Raw genomic sequence first — 25,782 nt, forward strand, 5'->3', positions numbered from 1 at the left:
GCCGACCGTGCCGGGATCGACGGTCGAGCCGGCGCGGCGGTCAGACGTTCGACGGCGCCGGGGCGACGGACGCGATCGCCGAGAGCGGCAGCGTGCGCTCGATGTCCGCCTTGCGATCGCGCGCCCGGAGGCGGCCGTTCGCCACGCTGGCGGGTGCGAGCAGGTAGTCGGCCGTGGTTCCGCCCGGCATGCGGACGGTGACCGTGAGCGTCTCCTTCGAGCGTGCGGCGGCCTCGAGCTGGCGGGCGAGCCAGGCGACCTCGTCGGTCGCGTCGTCGTCGTTCTTCGCGAGGAGCTTGTCGAGCAGTGCCGCGATCGGATCGCTCGTGGGAGCGACCGGCGGCGACTGGGCGAGGTGGTGACGGTGCAGGCGCACGATGGTGCCCTCGTGGTCTTCGGCCGCGACCGGATAGCGCGCATCGGCCAGCGCCCAGAACACCACGTCGGGCGCGAAGCGCGAGAGCAGGCGGTGGGGCCCGACCTGCCGCAGGCCGACCGCATTCAGGGTCTGGTCGACGGCGAGCGTGCCGATGAGCTGGTCGTCGTCGGAGCGCACGACGGTGCGGGCGGGCAGATCGGCCTCGGTTGCGGAGGCGACGCGCACGCTGCCGAATCGGCGTGCGGCCTCGCCGACGAGGTAGGCGACGGGCTGCGGGATGCCGGTGAGCGAGATGCCGCCGAGGAACTCGAGGATCGACTCCGACGTCTCGCCCGCGGCGAGGCCCCGGTTCACGGATGCCGCGCTCACGCGATACGTCGAGGCCAGGTCGCGCCCTTCGACGTCGGCGAAGCCCCGCAGGCGCGCGTCGAGCACGGGCTGGAGCGGGCCGGGGGAGACGACGGTGAGGTCGTGCTGCACGTAGACCTTCGAGACCTGCGCCGGGAAATGCTCGGCGAGGGCGAACGCCGCGCGACGCACCTCGCCGGTCAGTACGAGGCGGCCGGACTCGACGGGTTCGCCAGAGACCGCGAGGCCGAGCGCCTCGGCGTCGTCGACGAGCCGGTCGAGGCCGTCGTCGAGCCACTTGCCGCCGGCCGGGTAGAGCCAGCGCACGTCGTCACGCAGGTCGGTGGCCGAGATCGACTCGCTGCGCCGGGCGACGAGTTCGCGCAACGACGGTGGGATGCGGGCGAGCCACTGCTCGGCGAGCCGCTGCCAACGGTCGGCCGAGCCCAGTTGCGACCACTCGGCTCCGATGTCGGATTCGAGCCAGTACGCGCCGTCGCGCAGCACGAGCCCTGCCTCGTCGGCGCGGTGGAAGAGTCGGGGGAGCGCATCGAGGTCGATGCCGCACGCCTCGGCCAGCCGCTTCGAGTCGGGCAGGGTCAGACCGCCCTTCGCGAGCTCGCGCGCGGGCTGGGTGCCGACGGCCGCGAGCAGTTCCGCGGTCGCGGCGACCGTGGCGTACGCGGCTTCGGCGGCGCGCCGATCGAGCAGGGTGCGGTCGACGTCGTCGACCCCGACGAGCACGGGCGGGGCGGGGGCGGCCAGCTCCGCGGCATCGGGGATGTCGCGCTCCATGCGCACGGCGAGGCGGCCGGCGACCGCCACCGGCAGGTGCACGCGCTGCTCCTCGAGCACGATGATCAGGGAGTCGGCGAGGCGGCCGAGCAACTGGGGCACGGCCGCGGCGAGTTCGGCGGAGGCGCCGAGACGTGCGAGTTCGCCGACCACCGCATCGATCGTGGTGTCCGTGTGGTCGGCGGTGAGGGACGCGGTCACCGCGAGCACGGCGAGGCGCGGGCGGTCGAGGCGCGAGATGACGTGGTCGAGCGAATCGGGTGCGAGCAGCACCTCGGCGAGGTCGAAGAGGTCGCGGATGCCTGTGGCATCGAACTCACGCGTCGCCAGCGCCGCCTCGAGGTCGGTGCGGGGCAGCGAGCGGAGTCGTGCGGCGAGTTCGAGCATCGTCTCCGATCAGTTCGTCTGGGCGCGCGCGGTGCGCGAGCGGTTCACGGCGTGCACGATGAACAGGGCGATGAGCAGGAGGAACGCGAGCGGCAGGCCGAACCACGGCAGCATGATGACGACGGGCCAGACGCCCTGGCTGAACCCGTCGTTCTCGGCGACGCCGGCCATCGTCGCGATGAGCACGGCGATGAATGCGGCGATCGACAGCATGACGAGACCCGTGAACATGTATGCAAGGACGCGTTCGATGCGCTGGCTGCCGGACTGCTGGGTTTCGCTCACTCTGCAAGGATAGGGCAGCGCACCGCCCGAGGGGGCCGGGACTCTAGACTGGTGCTTGCATGGCGCACGTCTTCCCGCGCGCCTTCCACGACACGAGCGAGGTTTCCACGATGCCCACCGGCAAGGTCAAGTTCTACGACGAGGAGAAGGGATTCGGCTTCATCAGCTCCGATGACGGCCAGGAGGTCTTCCTCCACGCATCCGCTCTTCCCGCCGGTGCGACCGTGCGCGCGGGCAGCCGACTCGAGTTCGGCGTCGCCGAGGGCAAGCGCGGGGCGCAGGCGCTCTCGGTGCGCGTGCTCGACGCACCCGTGAGCCTCGCGAAGATCAACCGCAAGCCCGCCGACGACATGGCGATCATCGTCGAAGACGTCGTCAAGGTGCTCGACTCGATCGGCGCGGACCTCCGCAGGGGCCGCTATCCCGAGAAGTCCAAGGCGCGCACGGTCGCAACCGTGCTGCGCAAGGTGGCTGACGACCTGGATGCCTGAGTTCATCGAGCCCGAGACGGATGCCGCCGAGCCGGCGTCCGATTCCGTCGCGCCCGTCGCACCGCTCGACGACTCCGCGCAGCCCGTCGCCGAGTCCGAGGGCGATGCGGCGGAGGCCGCCGAGGCGTCGGAGCCCGCGGGCGCCGAGTCGGAGGCCGTCGAGGACGAGACCGCCGAGCCCGTGGCCGCCGAGCCCGAGCCCGTGATCTTCGAGCCCGACCCGGTGCTGCTCGCCTCGGTCGACCTCGCCCGCCGGGCACTGCTCGAGACGACGGCGCCCGAGACGGTCGGTTCCGTCATCGGCCACATCGCCGAAGACGAGCATGTGCTCACGCTGCACTTCGCCTCCGACCTCTCCGGCTACCCCGGCTGGCACTGGAGCGTCACCATCGTGCGCATCGACGACGATGAGCCGACGATCGTCGAGACGCAGCTCATGCCGGGTGAGCAGGCCCTGCTCGCTCCCGCGTGGGTGCCGTGGTCCGAGCGGCTCGCCGACTACCGTGCCGCGCAGGCGGTTGCCGCGGCCGCCGCTCGTGAGGCAGGCGAGGAGCCCGAGTCCGACGAGCACGACGACGACTTCGACGACGCGTCGGAGGAACTCGAGATCGACGGCGACGACGAGTTCGACGACGACGACGAGCACGACGACGACGAGCACGACGACGACGAGCACGACGACGGCGGGCATGTCGACGCGTTCGACGGCATCGACATCGATGCGCTCGACGAGGACGACCCGTCAGCCGAGGCGACGACCGACGCCGGGCCGACCGACGCCGAGGCGTCGGAGGACGGCGACGAGGATCACGACGAGGCGCCCGCGCCCTGACGGTTGCGACGGCGCCTGATCGCCTGGACGACCGCGAGTGCGGCGACGCCGATCAGGAGGCCGACCGCGCACGCCCAGATCAGCCACTCCAGGCCGGACGACGCGAGTGCGTCGCGCAGCAGCAGGCACACCACGAGCGCGACCAGCCACAGGGCGGTGCCCGCGAGCACCGCCTTGCGCGCGTCCGCCCGAGCGGGCGCCGGGTCTGGCCGACGATCCGCCTCGGGGAGCCAGAGCCGCATCGACGTCAGCCGATCTGCTCGAGCACGTAGTCGATCGAGGCGGTCAGCGCGCGGACGTCGTCGGGCTCGATCGCGGTGAAGGTCGCGACGCGGAGCTGGTTGCGCCCGAGCTTGCGGTAGGGCTCGGTGTCGACGATGCCGTTCTCACGAAGGATCGAGGCGATGCGCGCGGCATCCGTCGTCTCGTCGAAGTCGATCGTGACGACGACCTGCGAGCGATCGGCGGGGTTCGCGACGAACGGGGTCGCGACCGAGGTGCGCGCGGCCCAGTCGTAGAGCACCGACGAGGACTCGCGCGTGCGCGCGTCGGCCCAGCTCAGGCCGCCGGAGGCGTTCATCCACTCCAGCTGGTTCTCGAGGAGCAGGAGCGTCGCGAGGGCGGGCGTGTTCAGCGTCTGGTTCAGGCGCGAGTTGTCGACCGCGTTCTTCAGCGAGAGGAACTCGGGGATGTAGCGGTCGCTCGCGGCGATGCGCTCGACGCGTTCGATCGCGGCCGGCGAGAACAGGGCGAACCAGATGCCGCCGTCGGAAGCGAAGTTCTTCTGCGGCGCGAAGTAGTAGACGTCGAACTGCGTGGGATCGACCGCCACGCCGCCCGCGGCGCTCGTCGCATCGATGACCGTGAGCGCACCCTCGTCGCCCGAGACGCGCTGCACGGGAGCCATGACGCCCGTCGAGGTCTCGTTGTGCGGCCACGCGTACACGTCGACGCCGTCGACGGCCTCCGGATTCGAGCGCGTGCCGGCGTCGGCCTTGCGCACGTCGGGCGCCTCGAGCCAGGGCGCCGCCGCGGCGCCGGCGAACTTCTGGCCGAACTCGCCGAACGAGCTCAGCTGGGCTCGTCGTTCGATGAGACCGGATGCCGCGGCATCCCAGAACGCGGTCGAGCCGCCGTTGCCGAGCACGACCTCGTAGCCGTCGGGCAGGGTGAAGAGGTCGGAGAGCCCGGACCGCACGCGGCCGACGAGGTTCTTCACGGGCGCCTGCCGGTGCGAGGTGCCGAGCAGGGACGGGCCGACGGCGGCCAGGTGGGCCAGCTGTTCGGGGCGCACCTTGGAGGGGCCGCAGCCGAATCGTCCGTCGGCGGGCAGGAGGTCGCTGGGGATCACGATGCTCGGCATGCACGGAAGTCTATCGAGCCGCCGCAGCGGGCTAGGCTTGATGACGGGCTGCGACAGGGAGGGCTTGCTGGTGACTGATCTCATCGACACGACGGAGATGTACCTCCGAACCATTCTCGACCTCGAAGAAGAGCACATCGTGCCGCTTCGCGCCCGCATCTCCGAGCGACTCGGCCACTCGGGCCCCACCGTCTCGCAGACGGTGGCCCGCATGGAGCGCGATGGACTCGTGGTCGTCTCGGACGACCGCCACCTCGAGCTCACCACCGAGGGCCGGAGCAAGGCCGTGCACGTGATGCGCAAGCACCGGCTCGCGGAACGCCTGCTCTCCGACGTCATCGGCCTCGAATGGGAGTACGTGCACGACGAGGCATGCCGCTGGGAGCATGTCATGAGCGAGCAGGTCGAGCGTCGTCTGATCGAGATCCTCGGCGAGCCGAAGGAGTCGCCGTACGGCAACCCGATCCCCGGCCTCGAAGAGCTGGGTCTCGAACCCGCCGACCCGTTCATGACCGGCGTGGTGCGCGTCACCGATGCCATCGCCGAGCGCGATTCGGCGGTCCGCGGCGTGGTCAGGCGTCTCGGCGAACCGGTGCAGTTCGACCCCGAGCTGCTCCTCCAGCTCAAGCAGGCGGGCATCATGCCCGGCGCCACGGCGACCTTCACGCGCAGCGGTGCATACGTCGCGGTCGAGGTCGACGGCGTCGACGGCGCGCTCGAACTCCCGAACGAGGTCGCAGGGCACATCTTCGTCGCGGAATGAGCGTCGATCGAACCTGAGAATTCACAAGGGATCGCGGCAAACCGTGATCGGAATGTGACATTCAAGCAACCCTCGCGTATTCTCGGTCGAGTCCGACGGCACGAAGCCGGTCGTCGGGACCAGAATCAGGTTCGCCTCTCGGCACTCACCGCCCGGTTCAGGACGAAGACGCGCCTCGAGCGCACCAGGTGAGACGGAGCCCGACTCCGTGGGGCGGTGGAGGAAACCCGATTTGGCTCGATTCACCCCACGCCGCCGTTTCACGTCACCGAAGCGGGGCGCCGCCTCGAAGGTCGTCGTCCAGCGCGTCAGCCCCGAACCCAAGCCCACCGTCGATGCGGCCGTCGCCGCGCGACCACTCCCGTCCACGCGTCGCCTCCGTCGCGGGGGCGTCGCCAACGTCGCCGTCATGACGATCGCCGCCGGCATCGTCGGAACCATCGCGATCCCCGCCTACGCGTTCGCGCCGGGCAGCACGGGACCGCAGTTCGCGACGAGCGCCGAGACCAGGATGACCAAGGCGCAGGCCCAGTCGGTCGAGGTCGCCGACGACGTCATCGCCGCGCCGGTCACGAAGGACGCCTTCGCCGCCGTGACGGCCGAGGAGATCGCGGCGGCCGCCGACGCGAAGCGCCGGGCCGATGAGGCCGCTGCGGCGGCCGAGGCCGCCCGCGTTGCCGCCCAGACCGCGATGACCTCGTACGCCGCATCGTACGCCGGCCCGTCGGTCGGCGACTTCCTCGCGAACCCGCCCTACCCGAGCTTCGACCTCGGCAGCGTGTACAGCGTCGCGACGCAGTACATCGGCACCCCGTACGTCTACGGCGGCGCCACGCCCGCCGGCTTCGACTGCTCCGGGTTCGTCATGTACGTCTACGCCCAGTTCGGCGTGGCCATGCCCCATTCCTCCGCCGGACAGGGCGCCATGGGCACCGTGATCTCCGAGGCCGACGCACGGCCGGGCGACCTCGTGATCATGCCGGGCCACGATGGCTTCTACGCCGGCAACGGCATGATCCTGCACGCTCCCTACGAGGGCGCCTCGGTGCGCGTGCAGCCGATCTGGACGAGCGACTACACGATCGTCCGCATCGGCATCTGATCGGTGAACATCGGGTGACACGGGTGCCGAGCGCCGCGGAGGATGCCCCTCCGCGGCGTTCATGCCGTAGCCTGAAGGCCTGACGATCCGAGATCCGGGCGAGGGGAACGCCGATGGTTCGCACGTGCAGCATCCATTCCACGGATGCGCGCGCGCAATTCCACCAACGGCGCAGTAGTCAGCCGAGTACCGCACGAGCCGACGTTTCGACGGGCACTGTCTTCATGACGGTGCCCGTTCTGCGTTTTCGGGGCCGGTCACGGCGGCGAGCGGCATCCGTCCCACCCGTGCCATCGAGCGGCCGCAGCGCCGTCGGAGCGTCGACCCGTTCACGCGGCTGGAAGCCATCCAGCCCCGATCGAAAGGCACTCCATGCGCACCCTCGTGCTCAACGCGGGCTATGAGCCCCTGGCCGTCATCTCGTTCAAGCGAGCCCTGCTGCTGGTCATGAACCAGAAGGCGACCGTGATCCAGCATGACGAGGGCAATCCCGTCTGCGCGGCGAGCGGGTCGTGGCAGAGACCAAGCGTGATCATCCTCACGAGATACGTCCGCACGCCGCGCGTGCACGCCGTGCCCGTGAGTCGTCGCGGGGTGCTCCGCCGCGACGAGCACCGATGCGCCTACTGCGGGCGGTCGGCCGCGACGATCGACCACGTGCTGCCGCGCTCGCGCGGCGGGCGCGACACCTGGGAGAACCTCGTCGCCTGCTGTCTGCGCTGCAACAACATCAAGAGCGACCACACGCCCGCCGAGATGGGCTGGGAGCTGCGGTTCACGCCGCGCATGCCCCACGGCCGCAGCTGGGTCGTGCGCGGGTTCGAGCGCACCCTCCCGCAGTGGGACGAGTACCTCTCGACCGCGGCCTGAACACGGACCCGGCCGCCTGGGGCCCGACCCGCTGACGACACGCGAAGCCGGATGTTGACCACCGGCGATCGCGAGCGCCATACTCGGCTCAAGATCGAGATTTCGATCGGGGGCATCCGCACCGCAGGGGCTGTGGGCGGTACGTATCGCAGATGGGCGGTATTCGTCATGGCTGAGTCACGGCAGTTGAGCGGTTGGGTCGGGTGGGTCGGCTTCGCCGCATTCATCCTCATCCTGAGCGGTCTCTTCAGCATCATCCAAGGGGCCATCGCCCTGATCGGATCCAACTACTACTACGCGGTCGGCGACGGGACGCTGTTCCTGTTCGACCTCACCGGGTGGGGATGGTGGAACCTCATCATCGGCGTGGTGCTGACCCTGACCGGTTTCGCGCTGTTCTCCGGTGCGACCTGGGCGCGCGTCGTCGCCATCATCGCCGCCATCCTCAGCGCCATCGGGCAGCTGCTCCTCGTTCCCGCGCAGCCCTGGTGGGCGCTCATCGTCATCGCCATCGACGTGCTCATCATCTACGCGATCACGGCTCACGGGCGCGAACTGCAGTCGACCGGGGAGTGATGATCCGCAGTGCCGTCCGCCGCCCGTGCGGCGGACGGCACGACGGGGACTCCGCATCCGCCGGGTCCTCGTCCGTCGCAGCAGTGGCAGTCTCATCGGTTCCGCCGTTCGTTGGGGGTTGGTAGCAGTGGAGATCTTCCTGGTCGTACTCCAGGCCGTCGTCGTCGTCGGTGCCATCGCCATGGGCGTCCGCACCGGCGGCCTGGGCCTCGGGCTCTGGGGCGTCGTCGGCACCGTGATCCTGGTCTTCGGGTTCAACCTGCCGCCCGGCTCCATCCCGATCGACGCCTTCTTCATCATCATCGCCGTGATCACGGCGTCGTCGGCGATGCAGGCGGCCGGCGGCATCGACTACCTCGTCTCGATCGCGTCGAAGATCATCCAGCGCAACCCGAAGCGCCTCACCTACGTGGCGCCCCTCGTCGCGTTCGTGTTCACGGTGCTCTCGGGCACGTCGAACATCTTCTTCGCCCTGATTCCCGTGATCTACGAGACGTCCTACCGCAACGGGCAGCGACCTGAACGGGCCCTCGCGGCGTCGACGGTGACGTCCGGACTCGGCATCACGGCCAGCCCCGTGTCGGCGGCCATGGCCGCCTACCTGGTGCTGATGGACGGTACCGGGTACGGACTGCCGCAGATCCTCCTCATCACGGTCCCGGCCGCGATCGTCGCCTGCATCGTGACGTCGTTCGTGCAGCAGCGACTCGGAAAGGACCTCCTCGACGACCCCGAGTTCCTGAAGCGGGTCAAGGCGGGCACCGTCGAGGTCCCGGCCGCATTGCAGCAGCGCTACGAGGCGAAGGTCGGCGGCGGTGCGACCGCGACCCTCACCGCCACCGGCGGCGGTGCATCGGAAGGCGCGGCGAAGCGTCCGGCGCCCATCGAGCACCCGGTGCCGCCGGGAGGTGCGGTCTCGGCCTGGATCTTCGTGTCCGGCACCCTGCTCATCGTCCTGTTCGGCCTGTTCCCCTCGCTCCGTCCGGCCTTCCCCGACGAAGAGGGCGAGCTCGTGCCGATCGGCATGTCGACCGTCATCGAGATGATCATGTTCACCGTGGCGCTCGTGATCATCCTCGTCCGCAAGGTGAAGCCCTCGCTGGTCGTCGAGCAGCCGCTGCTCAAGGCGGGCTTCGTCGCCGCGGTGGCCCTCTTCGGAATCGCGTGGATGGCCGACACCTTCATCGCGGCGAACGAGGAGACGATCATCGAGCCGCTCGGCGCGATGATCGAGTCCAACCCGCTGCTGCTCGCGGTCGCCCTCTTCATCGTCTGCGGCCTGACGACCAGCCAGTCGGCGACGACGAACACGATGATCCCGATCGCACTTGCCGCAGGTCTCGCCCCCGGCGTCATCACGGCGATGTGGCCGTCGCTCATCGGCGTCTGGCTGTTCCCGGCGAACGGCTCCCAGATCGCCGCCGTCGAGACCGACCTGACCGGGTCCACCAAGCTGACGCAGGTGCCCGTCTGGCACTCGTTCACCATCCCGATGCTCGTGTCGTGGATCGCGGTCGTGCTCGCCGGCCTGCTCATCCAGCTGGTCGTGCCCGCCTGATCCGATCTCGCGCCGACGCGTTCGGCAGCGAACGACGCACGCTCATCCGACGAGGAGGAACCCCATGTCCGAAGAACTCTCCGCTGCCGCGGCCCAGCTCATGCCCGAGGTGATCGAGCGTCTCGAGGCGCTCGTGCGGATCCCGTCGGTCGCCTTCCCGGGCTTCGACCCGGAGCCGGTGCACGCGATGGGCGCGGCCGTCGTGGACCTCTTCGAGGCGGCCGGGGCCACCGGCGTGAAGCTCCTCGACGTTCCCGACGGGTACCCGTGCGTCTACGCGGACCTGCCCGGCCCAGAGGGATCGCCCACGGTGCTGCTCTACGCGCACTACGACGTGCAGCCGGCGCCGAAGAGCCAGGGCTGGTCGAGCGAGCCGTTCGAGCCCGTCACCAAGGAGGACGGCCGCATCTACGGGCGCGGGGCGGCCGACGACAAGTCGGGCCTCGTGATCCACTACGGCACGCTGAAGCTGCTCGGCCCCGACCGGCCCTGCCGGGTGAAGATCCTCGTCGAGGGCGAGGAGGAGACGATCTCCCACCTCGAGGCCTTCGTGGAGGCCAATCCCGACCTCTTCGCCGCCGACGCCTACGTCATCGGCGACATCGGACCGCAGCGCGTCGGCCGGGCGGGCCTGACGACCGCCCTCCGCGGCGATGTCGCCTGCACGGTCACGGTGCGCACCCTCGCCAACCCGGTGCACTCCGGCATGTTCGGCGGCGCAGCCCCCGACGCCATGACCGCGATGATCCGCGTGCTCGACTCGCTGCACGACGAGCACGGCGACACCGTGATCCCCGGCGTCGAGAGCGGTAAGTGGGGCGGAGCGGACATGGACGAGCAGGTCTACCGCGACGGCTCCGCGATCCTCCCCGGTGTCGAGTTCCTCGGCACCGGCTCGCTCTCCGACCGCATCTGGATGAAGCCGTCGGTGACCGTGCTCGGCATGGACCTGCCGAACACCGCCGAGGCGTCGAACGTGCTCCTGCCCGAGGTGACCGCCAAGCTCTCGATGCGCATCGTCCCCGGATCCGACGGCGACGCCCAGCTCGACGCGCTCATGGCGCACCTCAGGGCGCAGCGGCCCTGGAACTGCGAGGTCGAGGTGACGAAGGTCAAGGTCGGGCAGCCGTTCGCCGTCGACGAGAGCCACCCCGCGATCGTCGCCGCCGCGGCCGCGCTGGAGGAGGCGTACGGGGGAGCCGTCGAGTCGATCGGCAGCGGCGCGTCGATCCCCCTCGTGGCCTCCCTGCAGAAGATCGCGCCCGAAGGGGCGATCATCCTCTGGGGTGCCGAGGACACCGCGCAGTCCCGGATCCACGCCTCGGACGAGTCCGTCGACCCGGGCGAGATCGAGCGCATGATCGCCGCGCAGACCCTGTTCATCACGAAGCTCGCCGAGACCGCAGGGCAGTGATCGCGTGTCGGGTGACTTCGGCCGCGCGGTGCCCTAAGGTGGAACGAGTCTCCGGAGCACCCGACCGGCGATGACGTACATCTACCCGAACCGGGCCGCACCGCGGCCGGGCGGTGTCCGGAGGATCGACTTTGCACGAAGACCACGCCGAGCAGCCGTCGCGCTCGCAGCGGCGCGCGGCTGAGTCCGCCGGCCGTTCGCGCGGCGGAGCCCGCTCGGCGCCGCGTGCCGGTCGGCGCAAGGCCGCGGCATCCGCCCCGATTCCGAACAACCCGGCCGGTGCCCCGACGGGGCCGAGCGCGATCCGCAAGCCCGCGAACGTGCGTCGAACCGGCCCTGTGCGCGTGTTCGCGACGCTGCTCGTGGTGCCGGCGATCTTCGGCACCGTCGCGGTGCCCGCCTATGCGTTCATGCCCGGCGGCGATGCGTTCCAGCCGGGCGGTGCCTTCAGCTTCGCCGTCGCTGAGGCGCAGGATCTCGACGTCTCCGCCGTGGCCAGCGGCGCCCCGATCTCGTCCGACGCCTACGCCGTCACCACGAAGCAGCAGATCGACGAGGCCGCGCTCTCGGCCGAGGAGGCGGCGCAGGCCGCCTGGGCCGCCGAACTCGCCTCGCGCGGGTCGGGCAGCTACGCCATCTACACCGTCAAGGCCGAGGGCGACGACTACCCCTGGTGGGATCAGGTTCCCGATGACTACGGCGGAGGGCTGTCGCCGCTCCGCTACTACTACCGCGAGTGCGTCGACTTCGTCGCGTGGCGGCTGAACCGCGACGCCGGCGTCACGAGCGCCCCTTGGAAGTGGGACTGGTCGAACCTCGCCGCGGGCAGCGCCTATGCGTGGGCCGACGAATGGGCCGCGCACGGCTGGCCGACCAGCAGCGAGCCGGTCGTCGGCGCCGTCGCCTGGTTCCCGTACAACCATGTCGCCTATGTGCAGTCGATCAACGACGACGGCACGGTGAACATCGAGGAGTACAACCAGAACTCCGATCACTCGTACCATCGGCGCACGATCGCCAAGGCCTCCGCGCTGTACCTGTACCCGCCGGGCTGAGCCCTGCGGCCGGTCGATCGGGCTCGGTGTTCCGCCCCGGTGTTCGACGACGGCGTCCGGCGATCCGCGGGCTGCGGCAGTTGCCGGAGCACCGTCCTGCGTCGCCGGTCGGTCGACTGTGACATTCTGGCGAAGAATGCCTGCAACGTTGGACGACGCGGACAGTGAACTCCGCCGCAGGCTCCCGTACCGTGGTGAACCATCCCACGCAGAGGCAGGTGACCGCGATGACGCAACCTTCGGACGAAACGCGACTCGAGGAGAGTGCGTTCCTCGACGAGCTCTCGCCGACGACCTCCGCCATCGTGGTGCTCGGCTACAACTGAGCCGCTCGCCCTCCCCGTCGGGCGCGCGTCAGGGCAGTCGCGCCAGGCAGCCGGGCGCGGGCGTGGCGATCGTCGAGACGACGCGCGTCGGCACGCCGGCCTCGAGTTCGACGACGGCGATCGAGTCCGACGCCTGATCGGCGACGAGTGCGAACCGCTCATCACGCGTGACGTGCAGGTCGCGCGGGTGACGTCCGCCGGTCGGCACCGAGGCGACCCGCTCGAGCGTGCGCGCGTCGGCATCGAATCGGAGGGCGACCAGCGCATCGGCATCGCGGTCGCCGACGAGCACGGTTCCGGCGCGGGTCGCACGGATGGCCGAGAGCCCGAGCCCGCGCGGCGCCACCCGTTCGTCGACCGGGAAGGACGCGAGCTCGCGTCCTTCGACGAGGTCGACCACGCTCGCCGTGCGATCCAGCTCGTTCGCGACGATCGCGACGTCGCCGAGCACCACGAGATGGCGCGGGCCTGCGCCGGCGTGCATCACGATGTCCGGCGTCTCGTCGGCGCCGTGGAGCGCGCCGGGCAGTCCGTCGAGCCCGACGATGCGGATGCGGTCGGATCCGAGGTCGGGGACGAGGAGGCGCGCACGGGCCTCGTCGAGCACGACCTGGTGCGGGTGCGAGGACTCCTGCCGCGAGGTGTCGGGCCCTGTGCCGCTGAACTCGGTGAAGAGCTCGGCGTCGGCTGCGGCATCCGGAACCATGCGATGCGCCGTGACCCGGCCGCCCGAGTAGTTGGCGGCGAACGCCCATGCGCCGCTCGCGTCGAAGGCGATGTGGCAGGGGTCGGCCGAGCCGGTGCCGCCGACGCCGCCGAACGGGCGCACGGTGTCGCCGTCGATGGTCCACGTCGAGACGAGGCCGGCCGTGAGCTCGTGCACGATGCCGAGCACGCCCGAGGGGGAGACCGCGAGGAACATGGGGTTCTCACCAACCTCGACCGGGTCGCCCAGCGTCGTCGTGCCGTCGGTCGCGACATCGAGAGGTCGGATGCCGCGGGCCGGCGACCCGAGTGCGCCGACCGTCGACGCGCCGACCCAGAACCTCGTGCCGTCGCCGCTCATCGTTCTCCGATCGTCATGGCCTGCTCGCGGGTGCTCGGATGCCGTCCGCGTTGGAAGGCCGTCGGAAAGGCTACCGCGAGCGGCGAGGTCAGCGCGTCGCCGTGCGCCGGAGGCCGGCGCTCGGCACAATGGCGTGCGGGGGTGCAGATGAGCGGGCAGGTCGGGACATCCGCGGATGCGCGAGGCGCACGCCGGCCGATGCACGGCGTCGTCGTCGTCGCCGCGAGCCTGTCGGTCTGGTGGCCCGCGTTCACCCTCGGCGCGTGGGGCGTGCTCTTCTTCGACCAGAACCTGATGGTGTGGGTCGCGTCGACCGCCGCGTTCGTCGTGGTGGCGTTCCAGCCGCGGCCGTTCCGGCATCGCGTTCGCCGGCTCATCGCGTTGTCGGTGCCGAGCCTCTGGCTGGTGCTCTCGTTCGTGCCCGATTCGGGCGACGACGACGTCGTGATGGGGTTGATCGACCTGCTCGCACTGGTCGTAGCCCTCGTCGGCATCCCGTTCACGCTCTGGGTGCTGGCCGCCATCTTCTGGCCCGATCTCGGCGCGGGGCTCTCGCGCGGCGCCGTGGCCGTCGGCATCGGCGCGATCGCCGGCATCGCGGTCGTCAGCTTCGTGCTCGGCGCGAACCAGGCGGCGTTCCTCACCTGCGAGGACTTCGAGTTGAGCGGCAACTCGAACCCGCCCGGATGCGTGCACGCCGACCCCGACGGTTCGGCGGATTGATCGACTCGGGTAGGCTTTTGCGGTCAGCCTCTGTAGCTCAATGGAAGAGCAGTTCCGTCCTAAGGAAAGGGTTGGGGGTTCGAGTCCCTCCAGGGGCACCGGTGCGGTGCGATCCGATCCGATGGATCGAGCGGCGCGATCGTCAGACCGATGTCGGCAGCAGCTCGGCGAGCAACGCCGTGACGCGGCCCCTGATGTCGTCGCGAACGCGCCGCACGGTGTCGAGGTCCTTGCCGGCCGGGTCCTCGAGCTCCCAGTCCTCGTAGCGCTTGCCGGGGAAGATCGGGCACGTGTCGCCGCAGCCCATGGTGATGACCGCATCGGATTCCTGTACGGCGTCGACGGTGAGGATCTTGGGCACCTGGTCGGCGATGTCGATGCCCTCCTCGGCCATCGCCTGCACGGCGACGGGGTTGATCTGGTCCCGTGGCTCGGATCCCGCGCTGAGCACCTCCACGCGCCCGTCGGAGAGGGCGCGCAGGTATCCGGCGGCCATCTGGGAGCGGCCGGCGTTGTGGACGCAGACGAACAGGACGGTGGGGCGACGATCAACGCTCATACTCAAAGGATAGACAGCCGTCGATGGAACCGGTGCCGCCGGCCTCGGTCGGATCGCCGTCACGAGCAGCAGGACCCGCCCGACGGGGCGGAATCGGTCGAGCAGACGCCGGTCGCCGGAAGCACGAGCTGCACGGTGCCGGCCGCCCCCAGGTCGCCGGCGAGCCACGCGGTGATCGAGCGGACCTGTTCGTACCCGGTCGCGAGGAGGAAGGTCGGAGCGCGTCCATAGCTCTTCATCCCGGCGATGAAGAAGTTCGGTTCAGGCTGTTCCAGTTCCGCGAAGCCATGCGGCTCGACGGTGCCGCAACTGTGCACGTTCGGGTCGATCAGGGGCGCGAGCCGGCGCGGGGCCTCGACGACCTCGTCGAGGTCGAGGCGGACCTCGCGCAGCATGGCGAGATCCGGACGGAACCCGGTGGCGTTGACGACGACATCCGCGGTGAGGGTCTCGATGCCGCCATGACGGGTGCCGATGAGGGACACCCCGCCCTCGGCCTTCGCCAGGCGCACGATCTCGAAACCGTCGACCATGGTGACGGCGCCGGAGGCGACGAGGCGTTCCATCCGCGCTCCGAGCGAGGCGCGGGCGGAGAGCTCGTCATCCGTCGATGCCGACACTCGTCCCGCGCGGGCGTTGCGGATCGCCCAGGTGACCCGCGTGCCCTCCGCCTGCCGGGCGAGCTCGGCGAGGTCGATGAGGGTGTTCGCCGCGGAATGGCCCGCACCGACGACGACCGTGTGACGTCCGGCGAATCGATCCCGCTCCGCCCCGAGCACGTCGGGCAGCGCGTGGCTGACCTGCGCGGCGACCTCCTCGAGGCCGAGCGGCTCGAGACCGTTCGAGCCGAGGCTGTTGGGGTTCCGGTAGGTGCCTGACCCGTCGATCACCGCACGCGCCAGGACCTCGGTGACCGACCCGGATTCGCGGAGCCGGAGGATGAACGGCGTCGTCGCGCGACCGGCCGAACGCGTGCGATCCATGCCCTCGCGGGTGACGGAGGCCACCTCGACTCCAGTGTTCACGCGGGAGGCGATCGCCTCGATGCCGGCGAGCGGGAGGAGGTAGTCGTCGATCAGCTCGGCCGCGTACGGTGCCGCGCCTGCGGTCGGTTCGGTCCAGCCGGTCTGCTCGAGCAGGCGCCGCGCGGCCGGGTCGACGAGGTGCTCCCATGGGGAGAACAGGCGGATGTGGCGCCACGCGGCCATGCTGCTCGCGACCGTTTCACCTGCCTCGAAAACGACGAAGTCGATGCCGCGCTCGACGAGGTGAGCCGCGGCGGCCAGCCCGATCGGCCCGGCTCCGATGATCGCGATCGGCAACGTGTCCAGCTGCGGTGAGCGACGGGCGGTCGGCGTGAGGTCGAGCAGGGTCATCTTCAACTCCCGATCCTTATATCGACGTGTTTCGATATGGAGAGTCTCGCCTGCTATATCGACAGATGTCAATATGAGGGTAGGCTGGCGGCGTGTCGACCGTCACCCTCCTCCCCGTGATCGACGCGGCAGCCTGCTGTGCGCCGCTGACCCGAGAGGCGCTCGATGCCCAGCAGGCCGACGATCTCGCCCGCTCACTGAAGGCGCTCGCCGATCCGACGCGACTCCGACTGATCTCGATCGTCGCCGCCTCCGAGGGCGAGGAGGCGTGCGTCTGCGACCTCACCGAGCCTGTCGGGCTCAGCCAGCCGACGGTGTCGCATCACCTGAAGATCCTCACCGAGGCCGGTTTCCTGAGCCGCACACAGCGCGGCACGTGGGCATACTTCAGGCTCGTCCCGGGTGCGCTCGACGCCGTCGCCCGGCTTCTCGTCACCGCCTGAGCGCCCGCGGGCGTCGGGCTTCCGCGGCTCCTCGGGGGTTCAGGTCCAGTCCACGGCGTGCGCCCAGCCGGCGATGTACGCCCGCTCGTTCGCGCCGAGGCGTACGGCCTGCACGGGAACGCCGTCGACGGCGAGGCCGCAGATCTCGAACACGCGACGCACGACGAACGGGCGCAGCGGTGCGGTCGGGTTCGCCAGGATCTCGCGCTGGAGTCCCCGGTCGAGCAGGGTCCACCACGTTCCGATGGGTGGGAGGCCGATGGGCGGGAGGCCGATCGGCGGGAGCCCCGTCTGCGGCAGCGATGGCGTGGCGCGCCCGGGCGAATCGGCGGTGATGCGGTGGTACATGGGTGTTTCCTCGTTCTGGTCGGCCACATCGTCGGGGCGACCGCAATAGACCATACGCCACGAACCCGAACAAAGGCAGGGCTTCGCCTGCGGGTTCTCCGGATGTCTCCGCCGGCCGTGCGAATGCTCCTGCGCGGGTCTGGGCGAACGGGCGTCCACGGAGCATGATGGGGGGATGGACCTGCCGGTGATGCCTCCTGTCTCGCCCATGCTGTCGAAGGCCGTCAAGGAGATCCCCGACGTCGGGCACGTCGAACCCAAGTGGGACGGCTTCCGCACGATCGTGTTCCGCGACGGCGACGAGCTCGAGCTCGGCAGCCGCAACGAGAAGCCGATGACGCGCTACTTCCCCGAACTCGTCGAGGCGCTGCGCGCGAACCTGCCCGAGCGCTGCGTGGTCGACGGCGAGATCATCCTCGTGCGAGACGGTCGCCTCGACTTCGACGCGCTGCAGCAGCGCATCCACCCCGCTGCGTCCCGGGTGGCGCTGCTCGCCGAGCAGACGCCAGTGTCGTTCGTCGCGTTCGACGTGCTCGCGCTCGGCGGCGACGACCTCATGGAGCGGCCGTTCGGGGAACGACGTGCTGCGTTGGTCGAGGCGCTCGCCGCGGCATCCGACCCGATCTTCGTGACCCCGGCCACGGCCGACCTCGACGAGGCGCGCGAATGGTTCACGCGCTACGAGGGCGCTGGGCTCGACGGTGTCGTCGCGAAGCCGCTCGACGGTGCGTACCTGCCCGACAAGCGCACGATGTTCAAGGTCAAGCACGAACGCACCGCCGATTGCGTGGTCGCCGGGTTCCGCTGGCACAAGACGGGAGGCATCGTCGGCTCGCTGCTGCTTGGACTGTACGACGACGACGGCCGGCTGCACCACGTGGGCGTCGCGGCCTCGTTCACCATGGCGAAGCGGGCGAATCTGGTCACCGAGCTCGAGCCGTTCATCGAAGAGGACCTGTCTCGGCATCCGTGGGGCGAATGGGCGGCCGCAGAGGGGCAGCAGGGCACGCGGATGCCGGGGGCGGTGAGTCGCTGGTCGGCGGGCAAGAACCTGTCGTTCGTGCCGTTGCGGCCAGAGCTCGTTGTCGAGGTGGGGTACAGCCAGATGGAGGGCGACCGGATTCGCCACACGGCGCAGTTCAAGCGGTGGCGCCCCGATCGGGATGCCGCGTCGTGCACGTACGCGCAGCTCGAATCGCCCGACGGGCTCGACCTGTCGCAGATCCTGCCCGTGCGCTGACGTCGAGCGCCACGCGGCGCTTCGCGTCCGCGGCCGTCCGCCGGCCATCGGTGGTCGCCCCGGTGGCGGTGCCTCAGATCACCGCGCGGAGGCCCGCCGAGAGCGCGGTGTGGTGCTCGAACACGAGGTTCGTCTCGGTGAGGGCGACGGCGGGATTGGCCGAGAGGTTCTTCAGCACGAACTGCCGCACGTGCTCGCTGTCGCGCACGCGCACGTGGATGAGGAAGTCCTCGGTGCCGCCGAGGAAGAACAGCTGGGCGACCTCGGGCTCGCGGCGCAGCTCGTCGGAGATCTGCTCCATGAGGTGTCGTGCGCCGGGCCGGATGCGCACGCTCACGAGTGCCTGCAGCGTGAACCCGAGCGCGATGGGATTGATCTCGGCGGTGTAGCGCACGATGACGCCGCGTTCGCGGAGCGAGCGCACGCGGGCGAGGCAGGTCGACGGGGAGATGCCGACGGCCCTGGCGAGGTCGACGTTCGGCGTGCGGGCGTTCTCGTGCAGGCGGGCGATGATCGCGCGATCGACCTCGTCGAGCTCCACCGGGCCCGAGGCGCTGCCGGGCGCTGTGCTGATCTGCGGCGCATCGGCCATGTCGCGGCATCCCTTCGAACAATCGGATTGGATACGGCTATGCTACCGAATTCTGTGCGGTCGATCTTTTGTTCGAGCGAATAAGCGGCGACCATTGTTCGTACAGTCCCATATCGTTCGGAGCCCCCATGTACATCGGCGTGCCTGCTGAGATCAAGAACAACGAATTCCGCGTCGCGATGACGCCCGCCGGCGTGCACACGCTCGTCCTGCGCGGGCACCGCGTGGCCATCCAGGCCGGTGCCGGCCTCGGCGCCGGGTTCACCGACGACGAGTACGTCACCGCTGGTGCCGAGATCGTCGCCACCGCCGCCGAGGCATGGTCGGCTGAACTGGTGCTCAAGGTGAAGGAGCCGATCGAGGCCGAGTACGGGTTCCTCCGCGAGGACCTCACGCTCTTCACCTACCTGCACCTGGCCGCCGACCTGCCGCTCACGCGCGCGATCCTCGACTCGGGTGTCACCGCGATCGCCTACGAGACCGTGCAGCTCGCCGACCGCTCGCTGCCGCTGCTCACGCCCATGAGCGAGGTCGCCGGCCGTCTGGCGCCGCAGGTCGGCGCCGCCGAGCTGCTCGCCTCCAAGGGCGGCCGCGGCGTGCTGCTGGCCGGCGTTCCCGGAACCACCCCCGCGAAGGTCGTCGTCATCGGCGGCGGCGTCGCGGGGGAGCAGGCGGCCGCGACCGCGCTCGGCCTCGGCGCCGACGTGACGGTCTTCGACATCTCGCTGCCGAAGCTCCGCGAACTCGACGCGCGCTACGACCACCGGATCAAGACCCTCGCGTCCTCTCCCTACGAGATCGCGCGGCAGGTCGCCGACGCCGACCTCGTCGTGGGCGCGGTGCTCGTGCCGGGCGCCGCAGCGCCGAAGGTCGTCACCGACGAGATGGTCTCCCGCATGCGCCCTGGTGCCGTGCTCGTGGACATCGCGATCGATCAGGGCGGATGCTTCGAGGGCTCGCGCCCGACCACGCACGCCGAGCCGACCTTCCGCGTGCACGACGCGATCTTCTACTGCGTCGCGAACATGCCAGGCGCCGTGCCCGCGACGTCGACGCCCGCGCTCACGAACGCCACGCTGCCCTACGCCGTGCGCATCGCGGATCTCGGTTGGCAGGAGGCGCTCGCCGCGGACCCGGCGCTCGCCAAGGGCCTGAACGCCACGGCGGGGCGCCTGACCAACGAGGGCGTCGCAGTCGCGCACGGGCTGGAGCTGCAGACGGCGCCGTGACGCCGAACGCGTGATCGCCTCGGTCGGCGGGGTCAGGAGAGCGTGAGGAACAGCTTCTCGAGCTCGTCGACCGTGAGGCGATCGCCTCGGGCTTCGGATGCCGCGCCGGGGCGATCCTCGTCGAGGCAGTCGCGCATGGCCGCGGCGACGATCGCGAAGCCCGCCTTGTCGAGTGCGCTCGACACCGCCGACAGCTGCGTCACGACCGTGCGGCAGTCGGATCCGGCTTCCACGGCGTCGATGACCGCGTTGAGCTGGCCGCGCGCACGCTTCAGCCGGTTCAGGATGCGACGCTGCGCGTCTGAGGCCGCCGCGCCCGCCGCCGCGGCATCCGTCGTCATGGTCACTCGGTGCTGCCGAGCGTGAGCGGCAGGCCCTGCCGGTGCCACTCGACGATGCCGCCCGAGATGTTCACCGTGTCGACGCCGAGGCTCTCGAGGTAGGCGGCGGCCTGGGCGCTGCGCCCGCCGACGTGGCAGAGCGTGTAGACGGTCGTGTCGCGGGGCACCTCGTCGACCCGGGCGACGAGTTCGCCGAGCGGGATGTGCAGCGCGCCCTCGATGCGGGCCTGCTCGAGTTCGCGCGGCTCGCGCACGTCGAGGATGACGGCGCCGTCGAGGTCGTGCACTTCGGTGGGGGTGATCTCGTGCATCGCGGCGGGTTCCTTCGGGTCGATGCCGTGCATTCGAAGGGGCACGGCGGGAGCGGTCGAGGCTATCACGATACCCATGGGGTATCCGAAGCGGGTCGGAACGGCGCTGCATCCCACGATTCCGCCGTCCTGGCCTTATCGTGTCGGTGTGCGGCGGCTCGATCGGAACGAAGAAGAAGAGGACCTCCTCCTCGACCCGGAGTCGGATGCCGCTGCCGAAGAACCCGAGCCGGAAGCGATGACTCAGAACCTCACGAGCCCTCACAGCCTCAGCCTCGGCGACCCAGACCTGGTCGCGGGCAACGTCGCCGAACCCTCGTGGCGCCGGTGGCAGCGCGAGCTCGAGACCGTCGGGGGCCGCTCGCCGCTCGTGCGCTTCGTCGACACGCCGCGCACGCGCATCGAGCTCTCGACGACGCACCCCGGCGGGCTTCCCCAGTTCATCACCGGCCGTTCGACGCTGCTCTCGAGCCTGATCCGCGACGAGCTCGCGCTTCGCAACGCCCGCCTCGCGGCCGCCGAGATCACCCAGAAGGGCGTCGAGCTGCGCTCGGTGCGCGGCGTCGAATCCGTGCACCTCGCGATCGGCCTCGCCTCGTGGCGCAACGGCGGCGAGGAGTTCCTCGCTCCGGTGCTGCTGCGCCCGCTGGCGATCCGCCGCTACGGCCGCGACTTCGAGCTGAAGCTCAAGGGCCAGCCGTTCCTCAACCCCGCGCTCGCCCGCGAGCTCCGCGAACAGTTCCAGATCACCCTCGACGCCGACGCGTTCGTCGCGCTCGCGATCACGAACGGCGTCTTCAAGCCCCAGCCCGTCATCGATCGGCTGCGTGGGCTCACGAGCCACCTGCCGTGGTTCCAGGTCGCCCCGCGCCTCGTGGTCTCGTCGTTCGCCGAGGTCGGCCCGTCGATGGCCGCGGATGCCGCCGAGCCCGACCATCCCCTCATCGACGCGATCGCGGGCAACCCGACCGCGCGTGCGGCCTTCGCCCACGGCGGCGAACGCGTTCGCCCGGTGCCGCAGGACGAGCGGCCGCCGTCGACCGACACGCTGCTGCTCGACGCGGACCCGGAGCAGGAGCGCGTGGTCGCCGAGATCGAGGCCGGCACCTCGCTCGTCGTGAAGACCCTCCCTGGCACCGGTGGCACCCAGACGATCGTGAACGCGGTCGGCGCACTCGTCGCGAAGGACCGTCGCGTGCTCGTCGTGGGCGCGCGCCGCGCCAGCCTCGACGGCATCGTGCACCGGCTCGGGCAGGTCGGGCTCGGGGGAGCGGCCGTCACGACGGCCGGCCTCCGCCGCGACCTGATCACGTCGATCTCGCGCAACGAGAAGGTCGAGCGGCCGAGGGTCGCCGATGTCGACGACGCGCTCGTGCGACTGCGCAAGGCGCTCGTCGACTACCGCTCGGCGCTCACCCGACCCGAGCCCTCGCTCAAGGTCTCGGTGCTCGACGCCCTCGGCGAGCTCGCACGCCTCGCACTGCTGCCCGCGCCGCCGTCGACCACCGCGCGGCTCTCGCATGCGTCGCTGGTGGCGCTCGCGGACGGCCGCGAGAAGGTGTCGCGCGACCTCGTGCGCGCCGCAGCGCTCGGCGAGTTCAAGTACGGCCCGGGCGACTCGCCCTGGTACGGCGCCTCGTTCGCGTCGTCGGCCGAGGCCACGGAGGCGCACGAGCTCGCCAAGCGGCTGAGCAACGTCGACGTGCCCCGCCTCATCGACCGGGGCCGCACCCTCATCGGCCAGACGCGGCTCCGCACGTTCGAGTCGATCGCCGAACTCGGCGTGTTCCTGCGCCTCCTGCTCGACGTGCGCGAGACCCTCGACCGGTTCCGCCCGTCGGTGTTCGACCGCCCGCTCGGCGAGCTCATCGCCGCGACGTCACCGCGACGCGACTCGCCCGGCATGTCCGGTGCGAACCGCCGCCGGCTGCGGCGGCACGCGCTCGAGTACGTGCGCCCCGGCGTGCACGTCACGGACCTCAACGCGGCCCTCCGCGGCATCCAGCAGCAGCGCACGCTGTGGCAGCGGTACTCCGAGGCCGGGTCGATCCCGGGCGTGCCGGTCGGACTCGACGACGTGCACGTCGCGCATCGCTCGGTCGAGAACGACCTCGCCGTGCTCGACGGGCCGCTCGGCCTCGTCGGCACGCCGCGTCGGCTCGCCGCCCGACCGGTGCGCGACCTGACCACGATGCTCACGGGGCTCGCGGCCGAATCCGAGGTGCTCGCGAACCTGCAGGAGCGCACCGCGCTGCTCGGCACCCTGCGCGACCTCGGCCTCGACCCGCTGCTCGTCGACCTGGCCAGGCGCCACGTGCCCGAGCAGGTCGTCGCCGCCGAGCTCGAGCTCGCCTGGTGGCAGTCCGTGCTCGAGCAGATGCTCGCGACCGACACCGCGCTGCTCGGCGCCGACACCGCGCTGCTCGACCGGCTCGAGGGCGATTTCCGCCTCGTCGACGAGGCGCACGCGTCGTCGGCCGGTCCGCAGCTGGCCTGGCACCTCGGCGAGAACTGGAAGGTCGCACTCGTCGACCACCCCGAGGAGGCCGGTCACCTCAAGCGCATGCTCCGGGGCGACCGCGTCGACGCCGCCAGGCTGCAGCACGACACCCCGCACCTGTTCCGGGCGCTCGCCCCGATCTGGCTCGCGTCGCCCTACGACGTCGCGGCCATCGATCCCTCGGTCTCGTTCGACACCGTGATCCTCGTCGACGCAGGCTCGACGACCATGGCCGAGAACCTCGGCGCCATCCGGCGTGCGAAGCAGGTCGTCGCGTTCGGCGACCCCGTGACGCAGACGCCGACCATCTTCGAGACCGGCCTCGACGATCCCGACGCGACGGATGCCGCGGCCGCCGACCAGCACGAATCCGACGGGGTCGACGCGCTGCACGCCGACTCCGCGCTCGCCCGCCTCGGCGAGCTGCTGCCCACCATGACGCTCACCCGCAGCTACCGCGCCGGCGGCGAGGACCTCGCCGAGCTCGTCAACCGCCGCTTCTACGGCGGCCGCATCGAGTCCCTGCCCTGGGCGGGGAGCTTCCTCGGACACGGCAGCCTGGGGCTGCACTACGTGCGCGGCAACGGCCTGCCCGACCAGGTCACCGGAACCGTCGAGAGCATCGACTCCGAGGTCGCCAAGGTCGTCGAGCTCGTCATGGAGCACGCCGTCAAGCGCCCGCGAGAGTCGCTCATGGTCGTCACCGCGAGCACGCGCCACGCGGCCCGCGTGCACCAGGCCGTGCTTGCGGCGTTCGCCAAGCGCACCGACCTCTCGGACTTCATCCTCAAGGACCGCGCCGAACCGTTCACGGTGCTCACGCTCGAGCAGTCCGTCGCGCAGAGCCGCGACCGGGTCATCTTCTCGGTCGGCTACGGGCGCACGCCGCACGGCCGGCTGCTCTCGAACTTCGGATCGCTCGGCGAACCCGGCGGCGACCGCCTGCTCGCCGTCGGCATGACGCGCGCGCGCCGGTCCATGGACATCGTCTCGGCGTTCCGGCCCGACGACATCGACGAGGAGCGCCAGTCGCACGGCGTGCTCGCCCTCGCCAGCATCCTCAGCCAGACCGAGGAGCGCGCCGCCGAGGAGTCGCGCGGCACGTCGGGCGCCTCGATGCTCGACGACCTCGCGGCCAGGCTCGAGCGCCGCGGCATCCGGGTCAGCTCCGGGCACCGCGGACGGCTCGCGCTCGCCGCCGCGAACGCGGGCAAGGCCGTCGTCGTCGAGACCGATGAGGTGCTCACGGCGTACAGCCTGCGCGAATCGCTTCGCCTGCGGCCCGACGTGCTGCGGCGCCTCGGCTGGCACTACCTGCGCGTGCACAGCTTCGAGCTGTTCGGCAACCCCGAGGCGGTCGCCGACCGGGTCGCGACGCTGCTCGGCAAGCCTCCGGTGCTGCCGCCGGATGCCGCGTCCGCATGAACGACGAACGTCAACGCGTCGAGCGGGCGAAGGGTCGCTCCCGGCGCGCACGCCTGACGCCGGCGCCCGGCACCGATCCGACGCCGGAGGCGCCCGCGCCCGGTCGCGACGCGGTCGCCGACGACGAGGACGCCGGACACGCGGCATCCGCCCACCCCGACGACGAGCGCCTGAGGCGCGAGAAGCCGCCGCACTGGGGCTGACGCGCGAATCGTGCGCGATGCCCGGGTGCGACGGCGTCTCCGGTCCGAAGCGGCGTCAGTGCCTGGGCTGGTGGGCCTCGCCGGTCGGGCGCTCGGCGAGCAGGTCGCGGATCTCCGACAGCAGCGTGAGCTCCGACTCGGGCGCGTCGGGGTCGGGCTGGCCGGCCTTGCGCTTCGCCTCGGCGCGTTCCTTGATGGTGTTCATCGGGAGGACGAAGACGAAGTAGACGACCGCCGCGACGATGACGAACGTGATGATCGCACCGAGCACGGCGCCGAACTTGACGTCGGAGGTGCCGCCGTCGAGGGTCGGAATGGAGACGACCAACGCCGTGTCGAGGCTGTCGGCGCGGAAGACCGCGCTGATCAGCGGGTTGATCAGGTTGTTCACGATCGAGGTCACCACCGCCGTGAACGCCGTGCCGATCACGACCGCGACGGCCAGTTCGATCACGTTGCCCCTGAGGATGAATTCCTTGAAGCCCTTCAGCACCGTGCCCCCTGCTGTCTCGTCGGTCAGGTCTAGGCCACGCTAGCGGTGGAGCCGCCCGAAGACGAACCCGACGAACCCGACGACGAGCCGCCCGAGGACGAGCCGCCCGACGAGCCCTTCGACGAGCCCTTCGAGGAATCGCTCGACGACCCCTTCGCCGCGGGCGCCGAGGAGCCGCCGGCGGAGCCGCCGCTGCGCGAGTCGGTGCGGTAGAAGCCCGACCCGTTGAAGGTGACGCCGATCGAGTTGAACACCTTGCGGAGGCGGCCTCCGCAGGACTCGCAGACGGTCAGGCTGTCGTCGCTGAAGGACTGCTGGATGTCGAAGGCGTTGCCGCACTCGGTGCAGCGGTACGAATACGTGGGCATGATGGGGCTTTCGGCTCGAGG

28 protein-coding genes and 1 tRNA gene are annotated in these 25,782 nt (G+C 70.7%); 16 read left to right on the top strand and 13 right to left on the bottom strand.

The window, feature by feature from the left end:
* Window positions 1–40 precede the first annotated feature (40 nt).
* Window positions 41–1,909, bottom strand: coding sequence for a helicase-associated domain-containing protein (locus ABIC29_RS04990; RefSeq protein WP_354243269.1), 1,869 nt, complete (start codon window positions 1,907–1,909; stop codon window positions 41–43).
* A gap of 9 nt (window positions 1,910–1,918) precedes the next feature.
* A complete protein-coding gene (locus ABIC29_RS04995; RefSeq protein WP_147309128.1) occupies window positions 1,919–2,194 on the bottom strand; it encodes a multidrug ABC transporter ATPase in 276 nt (91 codons plus the stop codon).
* Between the two features lie 110 nt (window positions 2,195–2,304).
* Between ABIC29_RS04995 and ABIC29_RS05000 the strand changes: the two genes are divergently transcribed.
* Window positions 2,305–2,685, top strand: a complete 381-nt coding sequence (locus ABIC29_RS05000; protein ID WP_092964766.1) for a cold-shock protein — start codon at window positions 2,305–2,307, stop codon at window positions 2,683–2,685.
* Window positions 2,678–3,517, top strand: coding sequence for a DUF3027 domain-containing protein (locus ABIC29_RS05005; protein ID WP_116081109.1), 840 nt, complete (start codon window positions 2,678–2,680; stop codon window positions 3,515–3,517). Before ABIC29_RS05000 ends, ABIC29_RS05005 begins: the two co-directional genes overlap by 8 nt.
* Here the strand turns inward: ABIC29_RS05005 and ABIC29_RS05010 are convergent.
* Together ABIC29_RS05010 and serC are read right to left on the bottom strand one after the other, a co-directional pair.
* Entirely contained in the window at window positions 3,493–3,759 is a 267-nt protein-coding gene (locus ABIC29_RS05010) for a DUF2530 domain-containing protein (RefSeq protein ID WP_116081110.1), read from the bottom strand. The two genes, ABIC29_RS05005 and ABIC29_RS05010, sit on opposite strands and share 25 nt — an antisense overlap.
* Window positions 3,760–3,764: 5 nt before the next feature.
* On the bottom strand, window positions 3,765–4,880 hold the full coding sequence (serC, locus tag ABIC29_RS05015; protein ID WP_116081111.1) for a phosphoserine transaminase: 1,116 nt from the start codon (window positions 4,878–4,880) through the stop codon (window positions 3,765–3,767).
* A gap of 70 nt (window positions 4,881–4,950) precedes the next feature.
* Here serC and ABIC29_RS05020 point away from each other — a divergent pair, with 70 nt between their 5' ends.
* The 7 genes from ABIC29_RS05020 (at window position 4,951) to ABIC29_RS05050 (ending at window position 12,218) form a co-directional block, all read left to right on the top strand.
* Window positions 4,951–5,643, top strand: coding sequence for an iron-dependent transcriptional repressor DtxR (locus tag ABIC29_RS05020; protein WP_116082402.1), 693 nt, complete (start codon window positions 4,951–4,953; stop codon window positions 5,641–5,643).
* Window positions 5,644–6,052: 409 nt separating this feature from the next.
* The gene (locus ABIC29_RS05025) at window positions 6,053–6,745 is read left to right on the top strand and encodes a C40 family peptidase (protein WP_116082405.1); all 693 of its coding nucleotides are present in this window, start codon (window positions 6,053–6,055) and stop codon (window positions 6,743–6,745) included.
* Window positions 6,746–7,117: 372 nt separating this feature from the next.
* Window positions 7,118–7,615, top strand: a complete 498-nt coding sequence (locus ABIC29_RS05030) for an HNH endonuclease (protein WP_055856330.1) — start codon at window positions 7,118–7,120, stop codon at window positions 7,613–7,615.
* A 168-nt stretch (window positions 7,616–7,783) separates the two neighbouring features.
* Entirely contained in the window at window positions 7,784–8,191 is a 408-nt protein-coding gene (locus ABIC29_RS05035; RefSeq protein ID WP_116081112.1) for a DUF7144 family membrane protein, read from the top strand.
* A gap of 127 nt (window positions 8,192–8,318) precedes the next feature.
* Window positions 8,319–9,749 carry an anaerobic C4-dicarboxylate transporter gene (locus tag ABIC29_RS05040; RefSeq protein ID WP_116081113.1) on the top strand — a complete coding sequence of 477 codons (1,431 nt, stop codon included), beginning with the start codon at window positions 8,319–8,321 and terminating at the stop codon, window positions 9,747–9,749.
* Window positions 9,750–9,813: 64 nt separating this feature from the next.
* Entirely contained in the window at window positions 9,814–11,163 is a 1,350-nt protein-coding gene (locus ABIC29_RS05045) for a M20/M25/M40 family metallo-hydrolase (RefSeq protein ID WP_116081114.1), read from the top strand.
* A gap of 131 nt (window positions 11,164–11,294) precedes the next feature.
* Complete coding sequence (locus tag ABIC29_RS05050; RefSeq protein ID WP_116081115.1) at window positions 11,295–12,218, top strand: CHAP domain-containing protein; 924 nt, start codon at window positions 11,295–11,297, stop codon at window positions 12,216–12,218.
* A gap of 354 nt (window positions 12,219–12,572) precedes the next feature.
* On the opposite strand, the gene ABIC29_RS05055 is transcribed toward ABIC29_RS05050, so the two are convergent.
* A complete protein-coding gene (locus ABIC29_RS05055; protein WP_354243277.1) occupies window positions 12,573–13,610 on the bottom strand; it encodes a lactonase family protein in 1,038 nt (345 codons plus the stop codon).
* A gap of 147 nt (window positions 13,611–13,757) precedes the next feature.
* Between ABIC29_RS05055 and ABIC29_RS05060 the strand changes: the two genes are divergently transcribed.
* Window positions 13,758–14,333 carry a hypothetical protein gene (locus ABIC29_RS05060; protein ID WP_354243280.1) on the top strand — a complete coding sequence of 192 codons (576 nt, stop codon included), beginning with the start codon at window positions 13,758–13,760 and terminating at the stop codon, window positions 14,331–14,333.
* Window positions 14,334–14,359: 26 nt separating this feature from the next.
* Window positions 14,360–14,431, top strand: a tRNA-Arg gene (locus tag ABIC29_RS05065).
* Window positions 14,432–14,475: 44 nt separating this feature from the next.
* Here the strand turns inward: ABIC29_RS05065 and ABIC29_RS05070 are convergent.
* Both ABIC29_RS05070 and ABIC29_RS05075 read right to left on the bottom strand, forming a co-directional pair.
* Window positions 14,476–14,892 (bottom strand): arsenate reductase ArsC, encoded by a 417-nt coding sequence (locus ABIC29_RS05070; RefSeq protein WP_116081118.1) that lies wholly within the window; start codon window positions 14,890–14,892, stop codon window positions 14,476–14,478.
* Window positions 14,893–14,951: 59 nt separating this feature from the next.
* Window positions 14,952–16,268 carry an FAD-dependent oxidoreductase gene (locus ABIC29_RS05075; RefSeq protein WP_354244603.1) on the bottom strand — a complete coding sequence of 439 codons (1,317 nt, stop codon included), beginning with the start codon at window positions 16,266–16,268 and terminating at the stop codon, window positions 14,952–14,954.
* A gap of 92 nt (window positions 16,269–16,360) precedes the next feature.
* Between ABIC29_RS05075 and ABIC29_RS05080 the strand changes: the two genes are divergently transcribed.
* Complete coding sequence (locus ABIC29_RS05080) at window positions 16,361–16,711, top strand: metalloregulator ArsR/SmtB family transcription factor (RefSeq protein WP_116081120.1); 351 nt, start codon at window positions 16,361–16,363, stop codon at window positions 16,709–16,711.
* Between the two features lie 39 nt (window positions 16,712–16,750).
* Here ABIC29_RS05080 and ABIC29_RS05085 read toward each other — a convergent pair whose 3' ends face one another.
* Window positions 16,751–17,059 (bottom strand): hypothetical protein, encoded by a 309-nt coding sequence (locus tag ABIC29_RS05085; protein WP_116081121.1) that lies wholly within the window; start codon window positions 17,057–17,059, stop codon window positions 16,751–16,753.
* A 175-nt stretch (window positions 17,060–17,234) separates the two neighbouring features.
* On the opposite strand from ABIC29_RS05085, the gene ABIC29_RS05090 reads away from it, so the two are divergent.
* The gene (locus ABIC29_RS05090; RefSeq protein ID WP_116081122.1) at window positions 17,235–18,299 is read left to right on the top strand and encodes an ATP-dependent DNA ligase; all 1,065 of its coding nucleotides are present in this window, start codon (window positions 17,235–17,237) and stop codon (window positions 18,297–18,299) included.
* A gap of 73 nt (window positions 18,300–18,372) precedes the next feature.
* On the opposite strand, the gene ABIC29_RS05095 is transcribed toward ABIC29_RS05090, so the two are convergent.
* Window positions 18,373–18,891, bottom strand: coding sequence for an Lrp/AsnC family transcriptional regulator (locus tag ABIC29_RS05095; protein ID WP_116081123.1), 519 nt, complete (start codon window positions 18,889–18,891; stop codon window positions 18,373–18,375).
* A gap of 128 nt (window positions 18,892–19,019) precedes the next feature.
* Here ABIC29_RS05095 and ald point away from each other — a divergent pair, with 128 nt between their 5' ends.
* Entirely contained in the window at window positions 19,020–20,120 is a 1,101-nt protein-coding gene (gene ald, locus ABIC29_RS05100; protein WP_116081124.1) for an alanine dehydrogenase, read from the top strand.
* A 32-nt stretch (window positions 20,121–20,152) separates the two neighbouring features.
* On the opposite strand, the gene ABIC29_RS05105 is transcribed toward ald, so the two are convergent.
* Window positions 20,153–20,461 carry a metal-sensitive transcriptional regulator gene (locus ABIC29_RS05105; protein WP_116081125.1) on the bottom strand — a complete coding sequence of 103 codons (309 nt, stop codon included), beginning with the start codon at window positions 20,459–20,461 and terminating at the stop codon, window positions 20,153–20,155.
* A 2-nt stretch (window positions 20,462–20,463) separates the two neighbouring features.
* A complete protein-coding gene (locus ABIC29_RS05110) occupies window positions 20,464–20,850 on the bottom strand; it encodes a rhodanese-like domain-containing protein (RefSeq protein WP_354243287.1) in 387 nt (128 codons plus the stop codon).
* 160 nt (window positions 20,851–21,010) lie between these two features.
* Between ABIC29_RS05110 and ABIC29_RS05115 the strand changes: the two genes are divergently transcribed.
* Both ABIC29_RS05115 and ABIC29_RS05120 read left to right on the top strand, forming a co-directional pair.
* Window positions 21,011–24,697 carry an AAA family ATPase gene (locus ABIC29_RS05115; protein ID WP_354243290.1) on the top strand — a complete coding sequence of 1,229 codons (3,687 nt, stop codon included), beginning with the start codon at window positions 21,011–21,013 and terminating at the stop codon, window positions 24,695–24,697.
* Window positions 24,694–24,900 (top strand): hypothetical protein, encoded by a 207-nt coding sequence (locus tag ABIC29_RS05120; protein WP_354243293.1) that lies wholly within the window; start codon window positions 24,694–24,696, stop codon window positions 24,898–24,900. The genes ABIC29_RS05115 and ABIC29_RS05120 overlap by 4 nt, the downstream gene beginning before the upstream one ends.
* A gap of 55 nt (window positions 24,901–24,955) precedes the next feature.
* Here the strand turns inward: ABIC29_RS05120 and mscL are convergent, their stop codons facing one another.
* Window positions 24,956–25,393 (bottom strand): large conductance mechanosensitive channel protein MscL, encoded by a 438-nt coding sequence (gene mscL / locus ABIC29_RS05125; RefSeq protein ID WP_116081128.1) that lies wholly within the window; start codon window positions 25,391–25,393, stop codon window positions 24,956–24,958.
* Between the two features lie 29 nt (window positions 25,394–25,422).
* Window positions 25,423–25,761, bottom strand: coding sequence for an FmdB family zinc ribbon protein (locus ABIC29_RS05130; RefSeq protein WP_354243296.1), 339 nt, complete (start codon window positions 25,759–25,761; stop codon window positions 25,423–25,425).
* Window positions 25,762–25,782 lie beyond the last annotated feature (21 nt).

The organism is Agromyces sp. PvR057 (assembly GCF_040547485.1).
Classification (GTDB): Bacteria; Actinomycetota; Actinomycetes; order Actinomycetales; family Microbacteriaceae; genus Agromyces.